This window comes from Paraburkholderia sp. MM5384-R2, from assembly GCF_014201025.1.
GTDB classification, from domain to species: domain Bacteria; phylum Pseudomonadota; class Gammaproteobacteria; order Burkholderiales; family Burkholderiaceae; genus Paraburkholderia; species Paraburkholderia tuberum.
In genome coordinates, this window is record NZ_JACHDI010000025.1 from 21,871 (window position 1) to 40,061 (window position 18,191).

The window sequence follows — 18,191 nt, forward strand, 5'->3', positions numbered from 1 at the left end:
GTGGTCCGTTGGGTGAGTGGGGCGCAAGGGGACCGGTTTGCGCCCATGGGTTTGTGAGGCAAGTAGGAACGGCGTATGAAGGCGTAGTTCAGGTGCGAGCTGATCCGCGTTGACGGAAGCGGTCGAGCGCTACAGCGCCGATGATGACGAGGCCCTTGATGATGTATTGCCAGACGTCGGATACGCCGAGCAAAACCAGCCCGTTGGTCAGGACAGCGATGATCAGCGCGCCAACCAGCGTGCCGACGATCGAGCCCACACCGCCGACGAAGCTGGTGCCGCCGAGAATCACTGCGGCAATCGCGTCCAGTTCGTACGACTGACCCATCTGCAGACCGTTCGCCGCATACAGGCGGGCCGCCGACATCACTGCGCCGAGGCCGGCAAGCAGACCTGACATGGCATAGACGAACATCTCGATGCCCCACACCTTGATACCGGAGAGGCGCGCGGCTTCGCGGTTGCCACCGACCGAATAGATGCGCAGTCCAAGGACAGTGCGGCGCAGGATGAACCAGGAGACCACGACCACTGCGCCGGCGATCACCACGAGCCACGGGACGCCGAGGATCGTGCCGTTGCCGATGAAGGCGAACGACAGTTGGGGATTGAAGACGGTCGTGTCGTGGCCTAGCAGCCGGGCAACGCCGCGCACCGCAGTCAGCGCGCCGAGCGTGACGATAAAGGGCGGCAGTCTGAGTAACGCTATCAGCGCACCGTTGATCAGGCCGAAGCCGATCCCGACGGCAAGCGCGGTTGGGATGCCGAGCCAGCCCCAACCCGGAATGTTCGATGCCAGCAAGGCCGTCACTGCGGCGGCCGACAGCACCGAGCCGACTGACAGATCGATCCCGCCCGTCAGAATGACGAAGGTCATCCCGGCGGCCAGAACGATGTTGATTGACGCCTGCTGCGTGACAATCGACAGGTTCTGCAGACTGAAAAAGCTGTCGGTGCCTAGACCGAAGCCGATGCACAGCAGCACGAGCACGGGCAGCATGCCTGCCGTTCGCATCAGGGACTGCATGCGTTCGCGGTGTTCGATAAGCGATTGCCGTTGCGCCTGCGTGGGTGCCTTAGGGGCCGGCACTGGGTCGGCGTCGTGGTGTTTGGTGGTGTTGCTCATGTCGTCCTCCTGGATACTCGAGATCCTGTCTCTTATAGAAATCAGGCCGCTTCGCCCAGCGCGGGACGAGAGCCCGTGGCCAGCGCGATGATGGTTTCCTGAACAATCGGCGTGCCGGTATGGCCCCCGAGTTCACCCGCAAATTCGCCTTCGCGCATCACCAGCACGCGGTCGGCGACACCGATGATTTCCGGCAACTCGCTCGATATGACGATGATGCCCACGCCCGTGCGCGCGAGTTCGTTGATGATCCGGTAGATCTCGGACTTCGCGCCGATGTCTACGCCACGCGTCGGCTCGTCGAGAATGAGGACGCGCGGTTTGGTTTCGAGCAGGCGCGACAGCAGGACTTTCTGCTGGTTGCCGCCGGACAGCGCGCCCGCGTTGACCTTGGAGTTCGGCACGCGGATGGATAGGGCGGCGATTGCATCGCTCGCGCGGGAAGCTCCGCGTGCCAGATCGAGTACCCCGAGCCGGGCGTCCCGGTTGCAGACGGCGACGTTGATGTTGTCGCGCACGCTCATGTCGAGGAAGAGACCTTGGCCCTTGCGGTCCTCGGTGAGGTAGACGAGGCCCGCGTCGATGGCATCGCGCGGCGTGCGCAGCGCGAGAACCTTGCCGTCCACCGACACTTCTCCGCGCGCCCGCGGTTCCGCGCCGAAGATGAGCCGGGCCAGTTCGGTGCGGCCCGCGCCGACGAGGCCCGCGATGCCGAGCACCTCGCCCGCGTGGAGATCGAGGCTGCAGCCACGTACGCGTCCCGTGTCGGCGACGTTGCGCACCGACAGCACGACCTTGCCCGGATCGTAGGGCGCGTGCTGTTTCTTGTAGAAGCCGGAGATGTCGCGACCCACCATCATTTTTACGAGGCTCTCGGCAGAGAGCTGCTCGCGCACCAGCGTGCCGACATACGTGCCGTCGCGCAGCACGGAAACGCGATCGGAAAGTTCATAGATCTCAGCCATCCGATGGCTGATGTAGATGATCGCGAGGCCTTCGGCGCGCAACTGGCGGATCAGATCGAAGAGGCGGTCCGTTTCGCGTGATGACAACGGCGTGGTCGGCTCATCCATCACGAGGATACGGGCGCGGGTGTGCACGGCCCGTGCGATCTCGACGAGTTGCCGCTCGGCGATCGACAAATCGCCCACCAGGGTGTGCGGTTTGAAGGCTGCGCCGAGGCGCTTGAGCACGGCTTCGCAGGCGCGCTCCATTCCCGGGCGATCGACGACGCCCCAACGGCCGCCCTTGCGCAATTCGCGCCCCGCATGAATGTTTTCGGCGACCGACAGATTGGGCGCGAGGCTTAATTCCTGGTAAATGACCGCCACACCCAGTGCTCTCGCCGCGAGTGGGCCGTTAATGACCTCGGCCTTGCCGTCGATAAGAATCTGTCCGCCTGAGTCGGCCTGATAAGCGCCCGAGAGGATTTTCATCAGGGTGGACTTACCCGCGCCGTTTTCGCCCATTAGCGAATGCACTTCGCCTGGGTACACGGTGAGATGCACGTTGTCGAGTGCGCGCACACCGGGGAAGGTTTTGCTAATGCCGCGCATCTCCAGCAGCGCGGGCCGGGATTCAGAACTGGACATGGGTCACCTCCTGGGGTGTAGTACCCGCGCCTTTGAGAATTCCTGTGCGCGGCGAAAAGTTGAAGAACATCGGCAGCGTCGCCGCGCCGAGCGCGCTAGCTTCCGGCCCAAAGGTACCTTGGACCAGCTCCGGGGTGCCACGCGCCTCCGGCGCAGCCGCGATCATGGCGGTGCGCAGGCGCGTCATCAGCGTACTGAGCAGGCCGCAGTCGACGTCAGCGTCAAGAATGACCACCGGAACGTCGAGCACGCACAGCATCGAGCGCAGGGCGGGGGCAAGCGCATCGATGCAATCGTCGATCCATTCATTGACGGCTGGCAGATCGCGCGCCAGGCAGGCTTCGAGGTCCGCCCGCTTTTCAATCGATTCGCCGCTGTAGCGCAGATGCCGTGCGAGCGCGTTGAGGGACGCGCGTGAAAGCAGGATGTCCCATTGCCCGCTGGGCTGGAGCGCTGACGGCAGGCGACTAGGTGGAACCGGCATGACGCCGATGTCGCCCGCATTGCCGCTCACGCCGCGCAGACAGTCGCCGTCGACGGCGATGCCGCCGCCGATCGCCGGCCCGATAAACAGGTAGAGGAAATCGTCCGATTGCCGCCCGTAGCCGTAGAACAACTCCGCGATGGCCGCAGCGTTGCCGTCGTTCTCGCTGAACACGGGCAGCGACACGGCCCGCCCCAGCTCGCCCGCGAAGTCCACTCCGTCCCAGGCACGGAACGTGTCAGCCGGCAGGCCAAGCTCGCGCAGCCAACTGCCCAGGTTGTACGGCTGGGCAACGCCGACGCCGGCCAGCCGTTCGCGCTCGTGTGGCGTGAGCACCTGAAGGATTTTCTGAATATCGTCCTGCACGATTTCGAGCACTTTTGCAGGATGAGGCAACACCATGTCGTGTGCGCGCCTAGCCAGCATCTCTCCGGCAAAACTCACCAGCACCGTCTCCATGCTGGTGCGGTCGAGCCGCACGCCGATGCCGAAGGCGCCGCGCGGGTGCAGGCGGATCAGCGAAGCGGGCTGGCCCCGCTGGCCTTCCAGGCGGCGGCCGGTGAATTCGATCAGTCCTGCCTCGCCGAGTGACGCGATGATGCTGCCCACCGCGGTGTTCGTCAGGTTCGCCTGGCGGGCCAGGTCGGCTTTTGAGGCGGGCTCTGTGCGACGTAGCGCCTGCAAGAGGAGACGCTCGTTGTAACGCCGCACATTCGCCGAATTGCTGCCTTGACCGATATGAGGACTTCTCACGCTGCTCCTCCGACGGATACTGCAGTGACGACTAATTAAATCAAGTTGATTTATTTAATACCATCGCAGACGGGCCGTCAGCCAGGGGAACCCCTGGATGGGGCGAGACTAGGCGCTCCTCGGACTGGGCAGGGAGACAGCTTTTGAGGTGGTGCGAAGGACGTGGCCAGCTCTCTTGTATGGAATCCATGGAAGTTCCGCCGGAGACCGAACAGCGCCGGCCCCGCTCTGTCGAGGAGAAACTCGCGACCGCGCGTGTGACCTTCGAGCCCGGAGCGGCCGTCTCTGGAGTTGCCCGTCGTCATCAGGTGAATGCGAATCGGATGTTCGCGGCGCAAGCTGTGTCAGGACGGAAGTGAGGGTTGGCCGGCATTCCCAAATACCTGAAGCTTCAGGTATTAATGAATCCCGGCCGACCCTCATTACCGAACGCCCGCCCGGATCGTGGCTGCTATGCGTTCGACAATTCGCTCGGGAATCGTATTCACTCTGCCCGATAAACAGTTTTCAGTCTGGTTGACGACACGCGTGAGCGCCGGGGTGGCGGCTCGCCGACATTCGCAACGGAATACAGCCCGACGAACTTTTGTGCGCGGTGGCTGCCCTGTGCGCTCCGCTTGAATGTCCCGATCCTCCCGACGCCCGGAGGTTGGTGGCTCTGTTTGTCGACGGATTGCGCTATCGCGCCGACCCACAGGCTTCTATACCCGTGCAGAAGTGAAGCCGCACGAAAAGACCAGGCTTCGACTTCTACCACAACAGTCAGAGCGGCATGCGCTCGCGGTGATGAAATGAGATCCGAATGCTCAACCTAACGCCGCGACGAGCGACTATTTTTGATGTGCATGCATGCCTCATGCAAGGGCGCATGCGCCGGGAACCTCGCAAGGCAGTGACCGGCAGCGCGCGACCGGTCACTCAGACCAGTGCGGCGACAACGACCGGCTCAGTCAGCGTCCTTGACGCCCGCGTGCAGTGCATCAACGAATACATCCAGGTCCGCTTCGTTCATGTATATATGCGGCGACACACGCAGACCTTCCAGCTGCCCGACGCGCCGGTATTTAACATGGACCGAGAACGATTGCCGCAAAGTGCGTTCGAGGCGCGCCGCATCGATGCCGTCGATAGAAAACAGGCTCACCGCGCCGAGCGTATCGGCCTCGAGCGGCGTGTGAATGCGCAAGCCATCAATGTCAGCGGTGCGCGATGTCCAGTAGCGGGTGAGCGCACTTAACCTCGCATGAATATTCGCGACACCGATCGCCTGATGAAAACGAATGGCCGGTTCGATGCCGGCCTGCAACGCCGAGTTATAGGTGCCAAGATTCCAGTGATCGAACTTATCCACGGTGGCGGGCGTGGTATCGAACGGTGCGAGCAACGGCCAGGTTTCGCTTATCCGTTGACGATTGACGATCAGCATGCCGTTGCCGACGGGCGCGCCGAGCCATTTATGCAGGCTCGTCACAAAGAAATCACAGCCGAGCTCGCGAAAGCTGATGGGCATCTGCGCGAAAGATTGCGCTGCGTCGACGATGGTAATAATCCCGCGCTCCCTCGCGAGCGCACACAGGCGCGCGACAGGAAGCACTCTGCCTGTCCAGTGAATCATATGCGTTAGGTGTGCAGCACGCGCGTGGCAGGACGGATCGCGGACGAATACGCGGCGACGATTTCTTCATCGCTTGCTAGCAGATCGAACGTCACTGTGTCGACGACAACGCCCTCGCGCGTCTGGCGCTGTTGCCATCCGCCCAGTGCGCTCGGGTAGTCCCACGGCGACACGAGCACGCGTTCGCCAGCCGATAAGGCGATGCCGAAAATTGCAACGCTAAGGCCTTCACTCGCATTGCGGTTGAGCGCGATCTCTTCCGCGCAGCAATCGGCGAGTGTCGCCAACTGCCGCTTGATGTCCGGAAGCTTCGCGTCGAGGCCGGTCCACATGTTGATGTCGGGATTTTTGCTGACGAAGCGGTAGGCGTCGATGACCGCCTGCTCGACGACGAGCGGTGGCGGACTGACGGCTGCATTGTTCAGATTGAGCAGCGGATGCTGCGCGGGATACGACTCGCGCACCTGTGCCCAGTCTACGCCGGCGTTCATTTCGCATGTAGTACCTGCAAGCATGTTTCTGGTCCTGTTCTGATTTCGGCGCGGGTCGCATCTGCAAAGCCGAAGCCAATTGACCCTTTAACAGGCGGCCTGTGCCGTTGTTCAGGCAGATCAAACCGCACGGATGATGGGTTTTTTCCATCACATGCAGAAGATCGTGCCGCGCTGCCGTCAGCGCCGCTGAGCCCGCTGCTTTGCTTGACCTGCTGATTTTCGACGTTGATTTACTCAGACGACGGATAAAGGATCAGTGCGAAGTCGCGGTGCGTTGCGCGATCCTGCCGAGCCGCACGACGGTCACGCCAGGGCGCAATTGCCTGAGCGAGGGCATGACGAGAACGCAGTGATCGTAAGGCGTGCGCACCGGCTCGCCGTTCGACCAGCCGATCACGCTACCCGCCTTCTCGAACACTTCGAGACCGGTGTAGGTGCCCGCAAACTTGACGTCGACGCTGTCGGCGACAACCGCCTAGGTCACCCGCACAACGCGCATTTCGTTGGGCAGCGGGGCAAACCACCGTTGCGGTAGGTCTTCCGCATCGACCACGCCCGAGAGCTTGAGGAAGCGCGCGGTGACGTCGCGGGCGACGGCAACGGCGCTCGCTTCCCAATGCTGGCCGCATTCGATCAGCAGGGCGTTCTTCTGACTGCCGGGGTCTACGAACGCTTCGTAATCGCGCATGCGGCGGCCTTCGCGGTGGCCCTCGTCGCATATCACGGTGGCGGGCGCGCCGAGTTTCAACGACAGTTCGATACCCTTGTCGAGCGGACCGGCGACGATGAGCGGCGCGCTTTTTTCATGCATTGAATGCAGGTCGAGGAGCAGATCGACCGAATCGATCACCGGGCGTATCTCGCGGGCTCTTTCGAGTTCGCTTGAGCTTCGCGACGTATCGTCCAGCACCGCGCGCGTCCACACGCGGTTGAAATCCTCATCGACGAAACGCGCGGCGTCGGGCTTCGCCGCATCGAAACGCCTATAGGCTGCAACCTTCGCGAAGGCGAGCGTAAGACGCCCGCGACGCGGCCGCAATTTCGCCGCGCAGCAGCGCATCGACCGCGATCGCGCCGCATACCTCGTTGCCATGCGTGAGCGCATTGATCATCACATGCGCTCCGGGCACGCCCGAGTCGAAGCTGTGCAGGTAGGGAATGCCGGTCCCGCTGCATTCGTGCATCGAGATATCGGGGAACGCGACTTCGATCGGATAGGCGGGCGTGCTCATTCGAGACCACCCTGGCAAAGATATTTGATCGACAGATAGTCGTCGAGCCCATACTTGGACCCTTCGCGGCCGTAACCCGATTCTTTCACGCCGCCGAAGGGTGCGGCCTCGCTCGCAAGCGCGCCCTCGTTGATGCCGACGATGCCGGCTTCGAGCCGTCGCGCGACGCGGTCGATGCGGCGCACGTCCTGGCTATAGAAATAAGAGGCGAGGCCAAACGGCGTGTCGTTGGCGGCGCCGATGGCTTCGTCCTCGGTATCGAAGCGAAAAAGCGGCGCCACCGGCCCGAACGTCTCCTCGCAGCTGAGCTGCATCTGCTTGGTTGCGTCCGCCAGCACGGTGGGCGCGTAGTAGTTCGGGCCGAGTTCCGTGAGGCGCCTGCCGCCCGTCAGCACCCGCGCGCCGCGGCTCACGGCATCGTCGACGTGTTGGCCGATCTTGTCGATGGCGCGCGCGTTGATCATCGGGCCGATCTGCGCGGCCGCATCGGTGGCGGGTGCGACTTTCAGGGCCGCCACGCGCGTCGTGAGCAGATCGGCGAACTTCTCATACACGCCCGATTGCACGTACACCCGATTCGGGCACACGCAGGTCTGTCCGCCATTGCGGAACTTGGCCGCCATAAGACCGGTTGCGGCCGCGTCCAGGTCGGCGTCGTCGAAGACGATGAACGGTGCATTGCCGCCGAGTTCCAGCGAGAGCTTCTTGAGCGTGCCTGCCGACTCGCGAGCCAGATACTTGCCCACCGCGGTCGAGCCGGTGAACGTGATTTTGTGCACGCGGCTGTCGGCGAGCCAGTCGGCCACGGCGGGCACGGCGTTCTCCCGTGATGCCGTGATCAGGTTCAGCACACCCGCCGGCACGCCGGCCTCGTGCGCGAGCAGCACGAGCGCGAGCGCGGTGAGCGGCGTATCCTCGGCCGGCTTGCCGACGACTGTGCAGCCCACCGCAAGCGCGGGCGCGATCTTGCGCGCGATCATCGCCAGTGGGAAGTTCCAGGGCGTGATCGCAGCGACGATACCCACGGGCTCTTTCACCGCCGTCATGCGCTTGCCGCGCTGCTGGTTCGGAATGATGTCGCCGTAGACGCGCGTGGCTTCCGCGGCGAACCACGCAACATACGAGGCGCCGTACAGCACTTCGCCGCGCCCTTCTGCAAGCGGCTTGCCCTGTTCGAGCGAGATGAGTCGGCCGAGTTCGTCGGCATTCTCGATCATCAGGTCGTGCCAGCGGTGCAGCACCGCCGCGCGCTCCTTCGGCAGCGCGTCGCGCCATGCGGGGAAGGCGCGTGCGGCGGCGTCCGTCGCGGCGCGCGCGTCGGCGGGCCCACTGTCGGCCACCTCGACGATCCGTTCGCCTGTGGCCGGGTCGGTCACCGCAAAGCGCTTGCCGCTCGCGGCGGGCACCCATTGGCCGTCGATGAAATTATCCGCGCGAATCAGATCGCTCAGTGCATATGTCTTGCTCATCAGAAGCTCCTTTGCAATGTCAGGCAAGCCGTGCGGCAACCGCCTTGCCTACATCCGTCGTGTTTGCGCGCCCGCCGAGGTCGCCCGTATGGGGCCCTTCCTTCAGCACGGCTTCGATCGCAGCGAGCATCGCATCGTGGGCCTCGCGCTCCGCGCCCTGACCTTTGCCGAGGAAGTCGAGCATCATCGCCGCCGACCAGATCATCGCGACCGGGTTGGCGATGTTCTTGCCGGCGATGTCTGGCGCCGATCCGTGCACGGGCTCGAACAGGGATGGGAACGCGCGGTCCGGGTTCAGATTGCCCGACGGCGCGATGCCGATCGTGCCCGTGCAAGCGGGGCCCAGGTCCGACAGGATGTCGCCAAAGAGATTGGTTGCCACGACGACATCGAAGCGGTCCGGTTGCAGCACGAAGCGCGCGCACAGGATGTCGATGTGCTGCTTGTCCCACGCCACGTCGGGATAAAGCGCGGCCACTTCGGCGGCACGCGCGTCCCACCATGGCATGCTGATCGAAATGCCGTTGCTCTTCGTCGCCACCGTGATCTTCTTCTCCCGGCGCTGTGCGAGATCGAACGCGAACTTCAGCACGCGCTCGGAGCCCTTGCGCGTGAAGATCGACTGCTGCATCACGACTTCGCGCTCGGTGCCTTCGAACATCGTCCCGCCCACCGACGAATACTCGCCCTCGGTGTTCTCGCGCACGATCATGAAGTCGATGTCGCCCGGCTTGCGATTGGCGAGCGGCGACGGCACGCCGTCGAACAGACGCGCGGGACGCAGATTGATGTACTGGTCGAACTCGCGGCGGAACTTCAGCAGCGAGCCCCACAGCGAGACGTGATCGGGCACGGTGTCCGGCCAGCCGACGGCGCCGAACAGGATCGCATCGGCGTTCGCGAGCTGCGCCTTCCAGTCGTCAGGCATCATCTGGCCGTGCTGTGCGTAGTAGTCGCAGCTCGCCCATTCGATATGCGTGTATTCGAGTCCGATGCCGAAACGCTGGCTGACGGCGTCGAGCGCGCGCAGCGCTTCGGGCATTACTTCCTTGCCGATGCCGTCGCCAGGAATCACTGCAATACGGTATGGTTTGCGATTCATGCGAGTCTCCGCTTCAAGTCGTTAGAGATCAATTTCAACAAAGTCAGTCAACAAAGTCAGGTTCGTGCTTTTGACTAGCATCACTACGGATCGGCGCAAAGTCACCGCTCGTCGCAAATGGACTGCCGAGGCACGGCGGCTGCGCGCCGAGGCACGCCGTTCCCGTAAGACCAACGCATGAGCGGTATTGCCGTGCGGCTCGCATGGTGTGTGAGGATTGACGCGGGTTTTCGCAAGGACAGCGCCAGTGCCCAATCTTTACGCCTTACCGGTCGTTGTGCGAAAAGAGCGTCTCGAGCGGGTAGTGCGTCTTCACGAACGGCGACTTGATGACCACGTAGCTGAAGTACTTCTCGATGCCAATATTGCGTTCGAGCAGTTGTTCGATAATGTTCTGATAATGACTGACGCTGCGCGTCACGAACTTGAGCAGGTAATCGTATCCGCCGCTCACCAGATGGCACTCGACAATCTCGTCGACATTGCGGATTGCCGCCACGAACTCGATGAAGTCCTCGCGATGATGGTCCGTCAATGTCACTTCGGTGAACACCACCTGCAAGTCGCCGAGCTTTTCCAGCTGGATCCGCGCGCCATATCCAACGATATAGCCCGCTTGCTCCAGCCGCTTCACCCGAATCAGGCACGGACTCGGCGATAGACCCACCGCGTCGGCAAGCTCGACGTTCGTGATACGGCCGCTCTTTTGCAGTTGCGAAAGTATCCGTAGATCGAGGCGATCGAGCTTGCAGCCAATGCTCATGGTGATGGTCTCTATGCCGCATTTCGAAGTTGTTCCCGGTCTTATCACGCAACCGCGCGGGTTGCGGCCTCGGGGCAGGATCGCAACGCGGCACGCACGTCGGGTTGCGCGAGCACGTCGTCGAGCGTTCTCTCGAGCCGCTCGAACATCAGTTCGAAATCGCTTTCCGCATAGCAAAGCGCAGGTGCAAAGCCAAGCACGTTGTCGCCGAATGCGCGGAACACCAGGCGGTTCTTATAGGCGGCAGCAGCGATCCGGTCAGGCAGGCCGAGGGACGGATCGAAGCCCTGCTTCGTCCCCTTGTCCGACACGAGTTCGAGTGCGCCGAGCAGCCCCCGGTGACGCGAATCGCCGACGAGCGGATGCGCGAGCAGCGCGTCGAGCCCCTGTGCGAAGCGCGGCGCCTGTGCGACGCCGTTGGCGAGCAGGCCGCCTTCCTGATAGAGCCGTATCACTTCCAGGCCGATCGCGGCGCTCACCGGATGCGCCGAATAGGTGTGGCCGTGGCCGATCGCCGCCGACGCATCGCCGCCATCCGCGATGCCCTGGTACACGGCATCGGACATCAGCACCGCGCCCATCGGCGCATAGCCGGCGGTGAGCCCTTTCGCGACTGTCATCAGGTCAGGCTCGACGTCTTCAGCTTCGCACGCGAACAACGGGCCGGTTCGCCCAAACCCGGTGATGACCTCGTCGGCGACGAACAGAATGTCGAGCTTGCGGCACGCTTCGCGCATCGCCTTGAGCCAGCCGACGGGCGGCACGATGACCCCGCCGGAGCCCTGGATCGGCTCGCAGAAGAACGCGGCGACGTTCTCGGCGCCGAGTGCTGCAACCTTCGCTTCCAACGCGGCGACCGACGCGGCGATCAGCGCGGCGTCATCCTCGAACGTATTGCGGTACGCATAGGGCGACGCGATGTGATGCTGATTCGGCAGCGGCATGTCGAAGTTCCGATGGAACACCGGCAGCGCAGTCAACCCCGCACCGATCGACGACGAGCCGTGATAGCCGCGCTCGAGCGCGATGATGTGCTTCTTCGATGCACGGCCTGTCGCATTGAAGTAATGCGTGATGAAGCGCAGCGCGGAATCGACGGCGTCGGAGCCGCCGAGCGTGAAATACACGTGCTGCAGCGAAGCCGGCGACAGTTCGACGAGCCTGGCGGCCAACTCGATTGCAGGCCTGGAGCCGAAGTGGAAGTATCCGGTCGCATAAGGCAGGCGCGCCATCTGCTCGTTGGCGGCTCTCACAATGCTTTCCTGCCCGTAACCGACGTTCACGCACCAGAGGCCTGAGAACGCATCGAGCAGTTCGTTGCCCTGAATATCACGCAGGAACACGCCGTGCGCGGAATCGAGGATGGTTACGCCACGCGCTTCGTGCGCGCGATAGCTGACTACCGGGTGGATCAGATGCCTGCGGTCAGCGTCGATGAGTGATTGAATCGGCATGGTTGGTTCCGTATCGGGGCGGGCTGTGGAGGATTCCATCATACCGAGTGAGCGCATGTGAACGTGCCGTCAAAACATCGCTGTAAAAGCGCGGATGCCGCGTTTTATGATGCGCTCGCAGCATTTTCTGCTGCGAGCGTCCTGGCGGATCTAATAGCCGCGGCTGCGGTCGATTTCACCCAGCAGCGGCTCGCCGGCGCAATGGCGGCGGATGTTGTCGAGCACCACGTCGACTGCGGTGTCAGGCCGCGTCGCGCTCGCGATGTGCGGCGTGATGCGCACGCACGGATGCCCCCACAGCGCATGCGTGGCAGGCAACGGCTCGGGATCGGTGACGTCGAGGATTGCGTTGCGAAGCTGGCCGCTCGCAAGCGCAGCGAGCAGATCGTCCTGATTCAGATGCGGTCCGCGCCCGACATTCACGAGCGACGCGCCTCGCGGCAACGCAGCGAAGAGCTTCGCGTTCAGGAGTCCGCGCGTCGCCTCGGTGAGCGGCAGCAGGCAGACCAGCACATCCGTGCGGGCGAGGAACGCGGTGAGCGCTTCGCTTCCCGCATAGCAATCGATGCCGTCCAGCGTGCGCGGTTTGCGGCTCCAACCCGCACACGGAAAGCCGAAGAGTCGCAAGCGTTCCAGCACGGCGGTGCCGAGCACGCCTAGCCCAAGCACGCCGATGCGCCGCGAGGCGGCCGCGCGCACCGGCATCTCGCGCCACTCGCGTGCCGTCTGGTACTGCGCGTAATCGAACAGATCGCGGTGGATCGTCAGCACCGCCTGGGTCACATACTCGACCATCCCCTCGACGATGCCCGGCTCGATCATGCGCACGACTGGCAGATGCTGCGGCACACGCGACAGATCGAACTGATCGATGCCTGCGCCGACGGAAAACACCACTTCGAGATTGGGCAACGTGCGCGCCAGGTCTTCGGGCGGCTGCCAGGCTGCAAGGTAGCGAATCGAAGCCGGGTCGCCGATGTCGGGCCACAGGCGAAACTCGATTTGCGGCGCTTTCTGCGCAAAGAGTCGCGCCCATTGTTCGCCACGCGCCGGATCGGCTTTGTAGAGAAACGTCATCGCGTTAGCAGAGCGCCTGATTGATGATCGCGAATTGCCTCACGTCATCATCGGCGCACAGCGAGCCGTTGCGCGCCATCTTCGCCACGGTATCGACGCGCATGAGGCCGAGCCCATCGAGCCATTCGGAAAATGCGCTTTCGCCCGGCGTATCGATGCGCACGAACACCCCCTCATTGCGTGCGAGCCAATGGCTGATGAGGGCCTTCGCGCGGCTCGAATCCTCGGAGTCGGGCGCGACCACCGGCCCGATCACGTAGCCGCGTCCGAAGCGCCGGAACAGCGCGAAACCGAGCAGTTCGCCGTCGCGATCCAGCGCGATACCGTCGGAGAGTTCCAGCAGCGACGGCAGCAGCGCACTGCGATCGAGGCCGCTCGCACGCGAGGCGAGCGCGATCAGCTGGGGGGTGTCGTTCGCCCCGAGCGGGCGCAGCCGTTCGCCCGGCGGCAGTGAAACCAGCGGTGGCTGAAAGGCGGCGCCCTGGTGCTGATTGATCGTACCGATCTGCGCAAAGCCAAGTTTTTCGTACAGCGGCTTGCCGGCGACGGTGGCGTGAAGCAGCGTGGTTCTGTCGCCCAGTGCTTCGAGCAACAGTTCCATCAGCTTGCGCCCGATGCCGTGCCCCTGGCGTTCAGGCGACACGATCACCATGCCGAGCGAAGCATGGTTGCCTCCGTATTTCCAGCACAGCGCCGTGCCGACGACACCGCTTGCGTCTTCGGCGACGAACCCTTCGCCCGCCTGCGCGACGAAGCGCCAATCATCCACGCGATGCGGCCAGTTGATCTGGCTCGATAGCGCATAAGCCGCGGCGAGGTCGTTGTCGGTGAAGGGCCGATATGAGAGCGCGAGCTTCTCCGTGCGGGTTTCCGTTGGGTCGGACATGCCGGCCTCCTTGCAAAAAATCACGCCGCCACTCTCGCATTACGATGCGGCGTTGTCTACGACCTTGACTGAGCTCGCGCAAATTCGATGCAAAACGCGCTGTTGCGGCATTCAAAACCCGCGGGATCTGCTGAATCTCGCTTTTTGTCAGTGACATATGGGGACCCGCCGGGCATATGATTTCTTCGACATTCACAGCATGAATCAAAGGGAACGGGAGACTCAAATGGACAGTTTCGATCCGGGCAAGATCGTGGTGCGCAGGGGACACTTCATCGGCGGGCGCTATGTCGATGAAGGTACTCAGCGGATCGACGTGGCGCGGCCGTCCGATGGCGTCGTCTATGCCACAGTGCCGCTCGCCGATGCCGCTATGATCGACCGTGCCGTAGAGGACTCGTGGGCCGCGTTCAAGACGAGCGGCTGGGCCAGCATGGCGCCGCGCGAGCGCGCCGGCATCCTGCGCCGCTTCGCGGACCTGGTTGCCGCCGACACTGAAACGCTCGCCCCGCTCGAAGCGCTCGGCTCGACCCGCCCGGTCCGTGATGCGTTCGCTTGGGACGTGCCGTTCACGGCCGAAGGCATCCGTTTTTACGCGGAGTTCGCGGACAAGATCGGCGGCGACGTGGCAGCAACCGATCACGACCATCTGGGCATGACGATCGCCGAGCCGTATGGCGTGATCGCCGCGATTGCGCCGTGGAATTTTCCGCTGGTAATGGCTTCGTGGAAGATCGCGCCCGCGCTGGCGGCGGGCAACGCGGTAGTGCTGAAGCCTTCGGAGATGACGCCGTTTTCGGCACTGCGCCTGGCCGAACTCGCGGTCGCCGCGGGCGTGCCGGCGGGCATCTTCAACGTTGTGCAGGGCGACGGCCGCACCACGGGCGACGCGCTCGTGCGGCACCCGCGCATCGGCAAGGTGACGTTCACCGGCTCCACCCGCACGGGCGCGGCAATCATGGCCGCGTGCGCCGAGAGCGGCACCAAGCCCGTTACGCTCGAGCTGGGCGGCAAGAGCCCGCAACTCGTTTTCGCGGATGCACCGCGCCTTGACGACGTGGCGCGCCGCATCGCCGGTGCGATCTCGGGCAACGCAGGACAGGTGTGCAACGCGGGCTCGAGGCTGCTGGTCGAACGCTCGATTGCGGACGAACTGACCGCACGAATCCAGCAGGTGTTCGCGGAGCTAAGGGCTGGCGCGACCTGGCGGCCGGACACCACGCTGGCACCGATCATCTCCGAGGCCCAGGCAGCGCGCGTCGAAGCGATTGTGGAGCGCACCATCAAGCATGGCGCGACTCTGTGCTACGGCGGCAAACGCATGGACGGCGGAATGTCCGGCGCGTTCTACTCGCCGACGATTCTTGCCGACGTCACGCAGCAATCCGAAGCCGTGCGCGAGGAAGTGTTCGGGCCCGTGCTCACGGTGCAAACCTTCGATACGGACGACGAGGCGCTCGAACTCGCCCAGCACGCCGACTACGGTCTCGCGGCGGGCGTGCATACCGCGGACATCGGCCGCGCGCTGCGCTTCGTACGTGGCATCGAAGCGGGCACGGTGTGGGTCAACCGCTATGGACGAACCAGCGACTTCATCATCCCGACGGGCGGCTACAAGCGCTCCGGTATCGGCAAGGATCTCGGTCGGCAGGCTTACGAAGCGAATCTGCGTTTCAAGAGTGTGCTGATCGACATGCGGTCGTGATCTTGTTCTGTGGTCTGAGAGACAGCGGATCGGAATCGCACGCGCTCGACAGGGCGATCGACGGTGCGTCCGTCTCTCCGGCAATGGCTGTGAGCACGGTTGGTGGAAGCCTTGCAGGCGCTGCGGCAGTTTCATCCTGACTCGCAAGAGGCATTGCAGCCATGGTTCATCCAACGTGATTCGCCCTGGCGCATTGCAGTGCGTTCGACGGTCTCGATGGAACCTTCACTCAGTACAAACCCGACACAGCAACCGTCTTGGGCCGTTCACCGCAGACTGTGCTGTTAGAGTCCCTAACAACAGATGGATTGTGTTTTTTGCCCACTCAAATCAGCGACACCCTGACTTTTTGCGCTGGTTAAATACTCGACAGGAAGAAGGTTCTTTTACTCGCCACCGAACTTCAACGTTCACCTTACGATAGGACTATCACCATGATCGATTTCGAGCCGAAGTACATCACCTTTGACTGCTATGGCACGCTGACGAAGTTCCGCATGGCCGAGCTGGCTCGCGAGATTTACGGGGACCGTTTGCAAGGTGCGCAGATGGAGAGGTTCGTCGCGTTCTTCGCCGGCTATCGGCTCGATGAAGTGCTCGGTGCATGGAAGCCGTATCGCGACGTGGTCGTGAATTCGGTGCGCCGCACGTGCCAGCGGATGGGCGTTGCATTCAACGAGAGCGAGGCCGAGAAGTTCTATCGGGCCGTACCGACCTGGGGCCCGCACCCGGACGTCCCGGAAGGTCTCTCGCGGCTCGCGAAGAAGTACAAGCTCGTGGCTCTGTCGAATGCCTCGGACGACCAGATCCAGAGCAACGTCGACAAGCTCGGTGCGCCGTTCCATAAGGTGTTCACCGCGCAGCAGGCGCAGTCGTACAAGCCGCGCATGCAGGGCTTCGAGTACATGTTCAACCAGTTGGACTGCAATCCGGAAGACGTGCTGCATGTGTCGTCGAGCTTGCGCTACGACTTGATGACCGCGCACGACCTGGGTGTGAAGCACAAGGCGTTCATCAACCGCGGCCACGAACCGTCCACGCCGTATTACGACTACTACGAGGTCAACGACATCGGCGGTCTTGCCACGCTGCTTGGCCTCTGAGCACGCATCCGGGAACGCCACTGCGCAAGCCATCGCCATACCGAGGACGCACGATGAAGCTCGATTCCTACTGGCTCGACACCGCGCCAGCCTGCCACGCGGTGAGCGAGGGACCGGCCGAAGGTCCCGTCGATGTCGCGGTGATCGGCGGCGGCTTTACGGGCCTCTCAGCGGCGCTGGCGCTCGCGAAGCGCGGCGCGGCGGTTGCCGTACTCGAGGCGGGCCGCATCGGCGGCGGCGCCTCGGGGCGCAACGGCGGCCAGTGCAACACCGGCGTGGCGCAGGATTACGTCGCGCTTCATGCGCAGCTCGGCGCAGAGCGCGCACGTGGCTGTTACCAGGCGTATGTCGCAGCGGTCTCTACGGTGGAGCGCCTGATCCGCGAGGAGCAGATCGACTGCGACTACCTCGCTTCGGGCAAGCTGAAACTTGCGTCGAAGCCGCATCATCTGGCGCACCTCGAAAAGACCGCCGAACTGATCCGTCGTGAGGTCGATGCCGATGTCGAGCTGATCGGCGGCGAGCGCATCCGCAGCGAAGTCGGCTCGGATAATTTCTACGGCGGCTTGCTGCAAAAGCGCGGCGGCCAGATGCACATGGGCAAGTTCGCGGTGGGGCTGGCGAACGCGGCAGCCCGCAGCGGCGCGCGCCTTTTCGACAACGCAGAAGTGACGCGCATCGAAAAGGAAGCCGGCGTCTATCGCATCGTATCGGCGCGCGGCGAACTGCGCGCGAGCCAAGTGCTGATCGCGACGGGGCCGTCGCGCCATGGGCCGTTCGGATGGTATCGGCGGCGCATGGCGCCGGTCGGTTCGTTCATCGTCGTGACCGAACCGTTGCCGGCGGCGGAGCTCGCGCAGCTTTTGCCGAACCGTCGTTCGTATGTGACGAGCCGCCTGATGCACAACTACTTTCGCGTGACGCCGGACTCACGGCTTCTATTTGGGGGACGGGCGCGCTTCACGGCATCGGAGCAACCGTCTGACGCGAAGAGCGGGCGCATCCTGAAGGCGAACCTCGCGCAGATGTTCCCGAGCCTCGCGAATGCGCGCATCGACTATTGCTGGGGCGGGCTGGTCGATATCACGGCGGACCGCCTGCCGCGCGCAGGTCAGCACGACGGCATCTACTTTTCGATGGGCTACAGCGGCCACGGCACGCAGATGTCGACGCACATGGGCCAGGTCATGGCCGACGTGATGGGCGGCGATGCGGCAGCCAACCCGTGGCGCGACTTCGCCTGGCCGGCGATTCCGGGACATACCGGCAAGCCGTGGTTTTTGCCGCTCGTGGGCGCTTATTACCAGATCAAAGATGTCTTTTATTGACAGACAGA

The 18,191-nt window shown here is 63.5% G+C and carries 14 protein-coding genes and 1 pseudogene; 3 read left to right on the top strand and 12 right to left on the bottom strand.

Annotated features, from left to right (window positions below; all coding sequences use genetic code 11):
* Positions 1–88 precede the first annotated feature (88 nt).
* From HDG37_RS30205 to HDG37_RS30255, 12 genes and pseudogenes are all read right to left on the bottom strand, one after another.
* Positions 89–1,126, bottom strand: coding sequence for an ABC transporter permease subunit (locus HDG37_RS30205; protein WP_184054070.1), 1,038 nt, complete (start codon positions 1,124–1,126; stop codon positions 89–91).
* A 41-nt stretch (positions 1,127–1,167) separates the two neighbouring features.
* Entirely contained in the window at positions 1,168–2,718 is a 1,551-nt protein-coding gene (locus HDG37_RS30210) for a sugar ABC transporter ATP-binding protein (protein ID WP_184054072.1), read from the bottom strand.
* Positions 2,705–3,955: an ROK family transcriptional regulator gene (locus HDG37_RS30215; protein ID WP_184054074.1), complete on the bottom strand. Its 1,251-nt coding sequence runs from the start codon at positions 3,953–3,955 to the stop codon at positions 2,705–2,707. The genes HDG37_RS30210 and HDG37_RS30215 overlap by 14 nt, the downstream gene beginning before the upstream one ends.
* Positions 3,956–4,901: 946 nt before the next feature.
* Positions 4,902–5,549 carry an aminotransferase class V-fold PLP-dependent enzyme gene (locus HDG37_RS39650; protein WP_311541626.1) on the bottom strand — a complete coding sequence of 216 codons (648 nt, stop codon included), beginning with the start codon at positions 5,547–5,549 and terminating at the stop codon, positions 4,902–4,904.
* A 26-nt stretch (positions 5,550–5,575) separates the two neighbouring features.
* A complete protein-coding gene (locus HDG37_RS39655) occupies positions 5,576–6,085 on the bottom strand; it encodes an aminotransferase class V-fold PLP-dependent enzyme (protein WP_260335142.1) in 510 nt (169 codons plus the stop codon).
* Positions 6,086–6,317: 232 nt separating this feature from the next.
* A pseudogene (locus HDG37_RS30225) lies at positions 6,318–7,296 on the bottom strand (M14 family metallopeptidase).
* Positions 7,293–8,765 (bottom strand): NAD-dependent succinate-semialdehyde dehydrogenase, encoded by a 1,473-nt coding sequence (locus HDG37_RS30230; protein WP_090812476.1) that lies wholly within the window; start codon positions 8,763–8,765, stop codon positions 7,293–7,295. The pseudogene HDG37_RS30225 and the gene HDG37_RS30230 overlap by 4 nt, the downstream one beginning before the upstream one ends.
* A gap of 19 nt (positions 8,766–8,784) precedes the next feature.
* The gene (locus tag HDG37_RS30235; RefSeq protein WP_184054076.1) at positions 8,785–9,867 is read right to left on the bottom strand and encodes a tartrate dehydrogenase; all 1,083 of its coding nucleotides are present in this window, start codon (positions 9,865–9,867) and stop codon (positions 8,785–8,787) included.
* Between the two features lie 265 nt (positions 9,868–10,132).
* Positions 10,133–10,630, bottom strand: coding sequence for an Lrp/AsnC family transcriptional regulator (locus HDG37_RS30240; protein WP_184054078.1), 498 nt, complete (start codon positions 10,628–10,630; stop codon positions 10,133–10,135).
* A gap of 44 nt (positions 10,631–10,674) precedes the next feature.
* The gene (locus HDG37_RS30245; protein ID WP_184054080.1) at positions 10,675–12,084 is read right to left on the bottom strand and encodes an aspartate aminotransferase family protein; all 1,410 of its coding nucleotides are present in this window, start codon (positions 12,082–12,084) and stop codon (positions 10,675–10,677) included.
* Between the two features lie 150 nt (positions 12,085–12,234).
* Positions 12,235–13,161, bottom strand: coding sequence for a glyoxylate/hydroxypyruvate reductase A (locus HDG37_RS30250; protein ID WP_184054082.1), 927 nt, complete (start codon positions 13,159–13,161; stop codon positions 12,235–12,237).
* Between the two features lie 4 nt (positions 13,162–13,165).
* On the bottom strand, positions 13,166–14,047 hold the full coding sequence (locus HDG37_RS30255; RefSeq protein ID WP_184054084.1) for a GNAT family N-acetyltransferase: 882 nt from the start codon (positions 14,045–14,047) through the stop codon (positions 13,166–13,168).
* Positions 14,048–14,273: 226 nt separating this feature from the next.
* Here HDG37_RS30255 and HDG37_RS30260 point away from each other — a divergent pair, with 226 nt between their 5' ends.
* The 3 genes from HDG37_RS30260 to HDG37_RS30270 all read left to right on the top strand — a co-directional run bounded on the left by HDG37_RS30260 (position 14,274) and on the right by HDG37_RS30270 (position 18,183).
* Positions 14,274–15,752: an aldehyde dehydrogenase gene (locus HDG37_RS30260; protein WP_184054086.1), complete on the top strand. Its 1,479-nt coding sequence runs from the start codon at positions 14,274–14,276 to the stop codon at positions 15,750–15,752.
* 434 nt (positions 15,753–16,186) lie between these two features.
* A complete protein-coding gene (locus HDG37_RS30265; protein WP_184054088.1) occupies positions 16,187–16,855 on the top strand; it encodes a haloacid dehalogenase type II in 669 nt (222 codons plus the stop codon).
* Positions 16,856–16,908: 53 nt separating this feature from the next.
* Positions 16,909–18,183 (top strand): FAD-binding oxidoreductase, encoded by a 1,275-nt coding sequence (locus HDG37_RS30270; RefSeq protein WP_184054090.1) that lies wholly within the window; start codon positions 16,909–16,911, stop codon positions 18,181–18,183.
* Positions 18,184–18,191: the final 8 nt, after the last annotated feature.

Excerpts from the sequence above, each read along its gene's own strand:
- HDG37_RS30205 (WP_184054070.1), bottom strand. The coding sequence starts at position 1,126 with ATGAGCAACACCACCAAACACCACGACGCCGACCCAGTGCCGGCCCCT.
- HDG37_RS30210 (WP_184054072.1), bottom strand. The coding sequence starts at position 2,718 with ATGTCCAGTTCTGAATCCCGGCCCGCGCTGCTGGAGATGCGCGGCATT.
- HDG37_RS39655 (WP_260335142.1), bottom strand. The coding sequence starts at position 6,085 with ATGCTTGCAGGTACTACATGCGAAATGAACGCCGGCGTAGACTGGGCA.
- HDG37_RS30230 (WP_090812476.1), bottom strand. The coding sequence starts at position 8,765 with ATGAGCAAGACATATGCACTGAGCGATCTGATTCGCGCGGATAATTTC.
- HDG37_RS30235 (WP_184054076.1), bottom strand. The coding sequence starts at position 9,867 with ATGAATCGCAAACCATACCGTATTGCAGTGATTCCTGGCGACGGCATC.
- HDG37_RS30240 (WP_184054078.1), bottom strand. The coding sequence starts at position 10,630 with ATGAGCATTGGCTGCAAGCTCGATCGCCTCGATCTACGGATACTTTCG.
- HDG37_RS30245 (WP_184054080.1), bottom strand. The coding sequence starts at position 12,084 with ATGCCGATTCAATCACTCATCGACGCTGACCGCAGGCATCTGATCCAC.
- HDG37_RS30250 (WP_184054082.1), bottom strand. The coding sequence starts at position 13,161 with ATGACGTTTCTCTACAAAGCCGATCCGGCGCGTGGCGAACAATGGGCG.
- HDG37_RS30255 (WP_184054084.1), bottom strand. The coding sequence starts at position 14,047 with ATGTCCGACCCAACGGAAACCCGCACGGAGAAGCTCGCGCTCTCATAT.
- HDG37_RS30260 (WP_184054086.1), top strand. The coding sequence starts at position 14,274 with ATGGACAGTTTCGATCCGGGCAAGATCGTGGTGCGCAGGGGACACTTC.
- HDG37_RS30265 (WP_184054088.1), top strand. The coding sequence starts at position 16,187 with ATGATCGATTTCGAGCCGAAGTACATCACCTTTGACTGCTATGGCACG.
- HDG37_RS30270 (WP_184054090.1), top strand. The coding sequence starts at position 16,909 with ATGAAGCTCGATTCCTACTGGCTCGACACCGCGCCAGCCTGCCACGCG.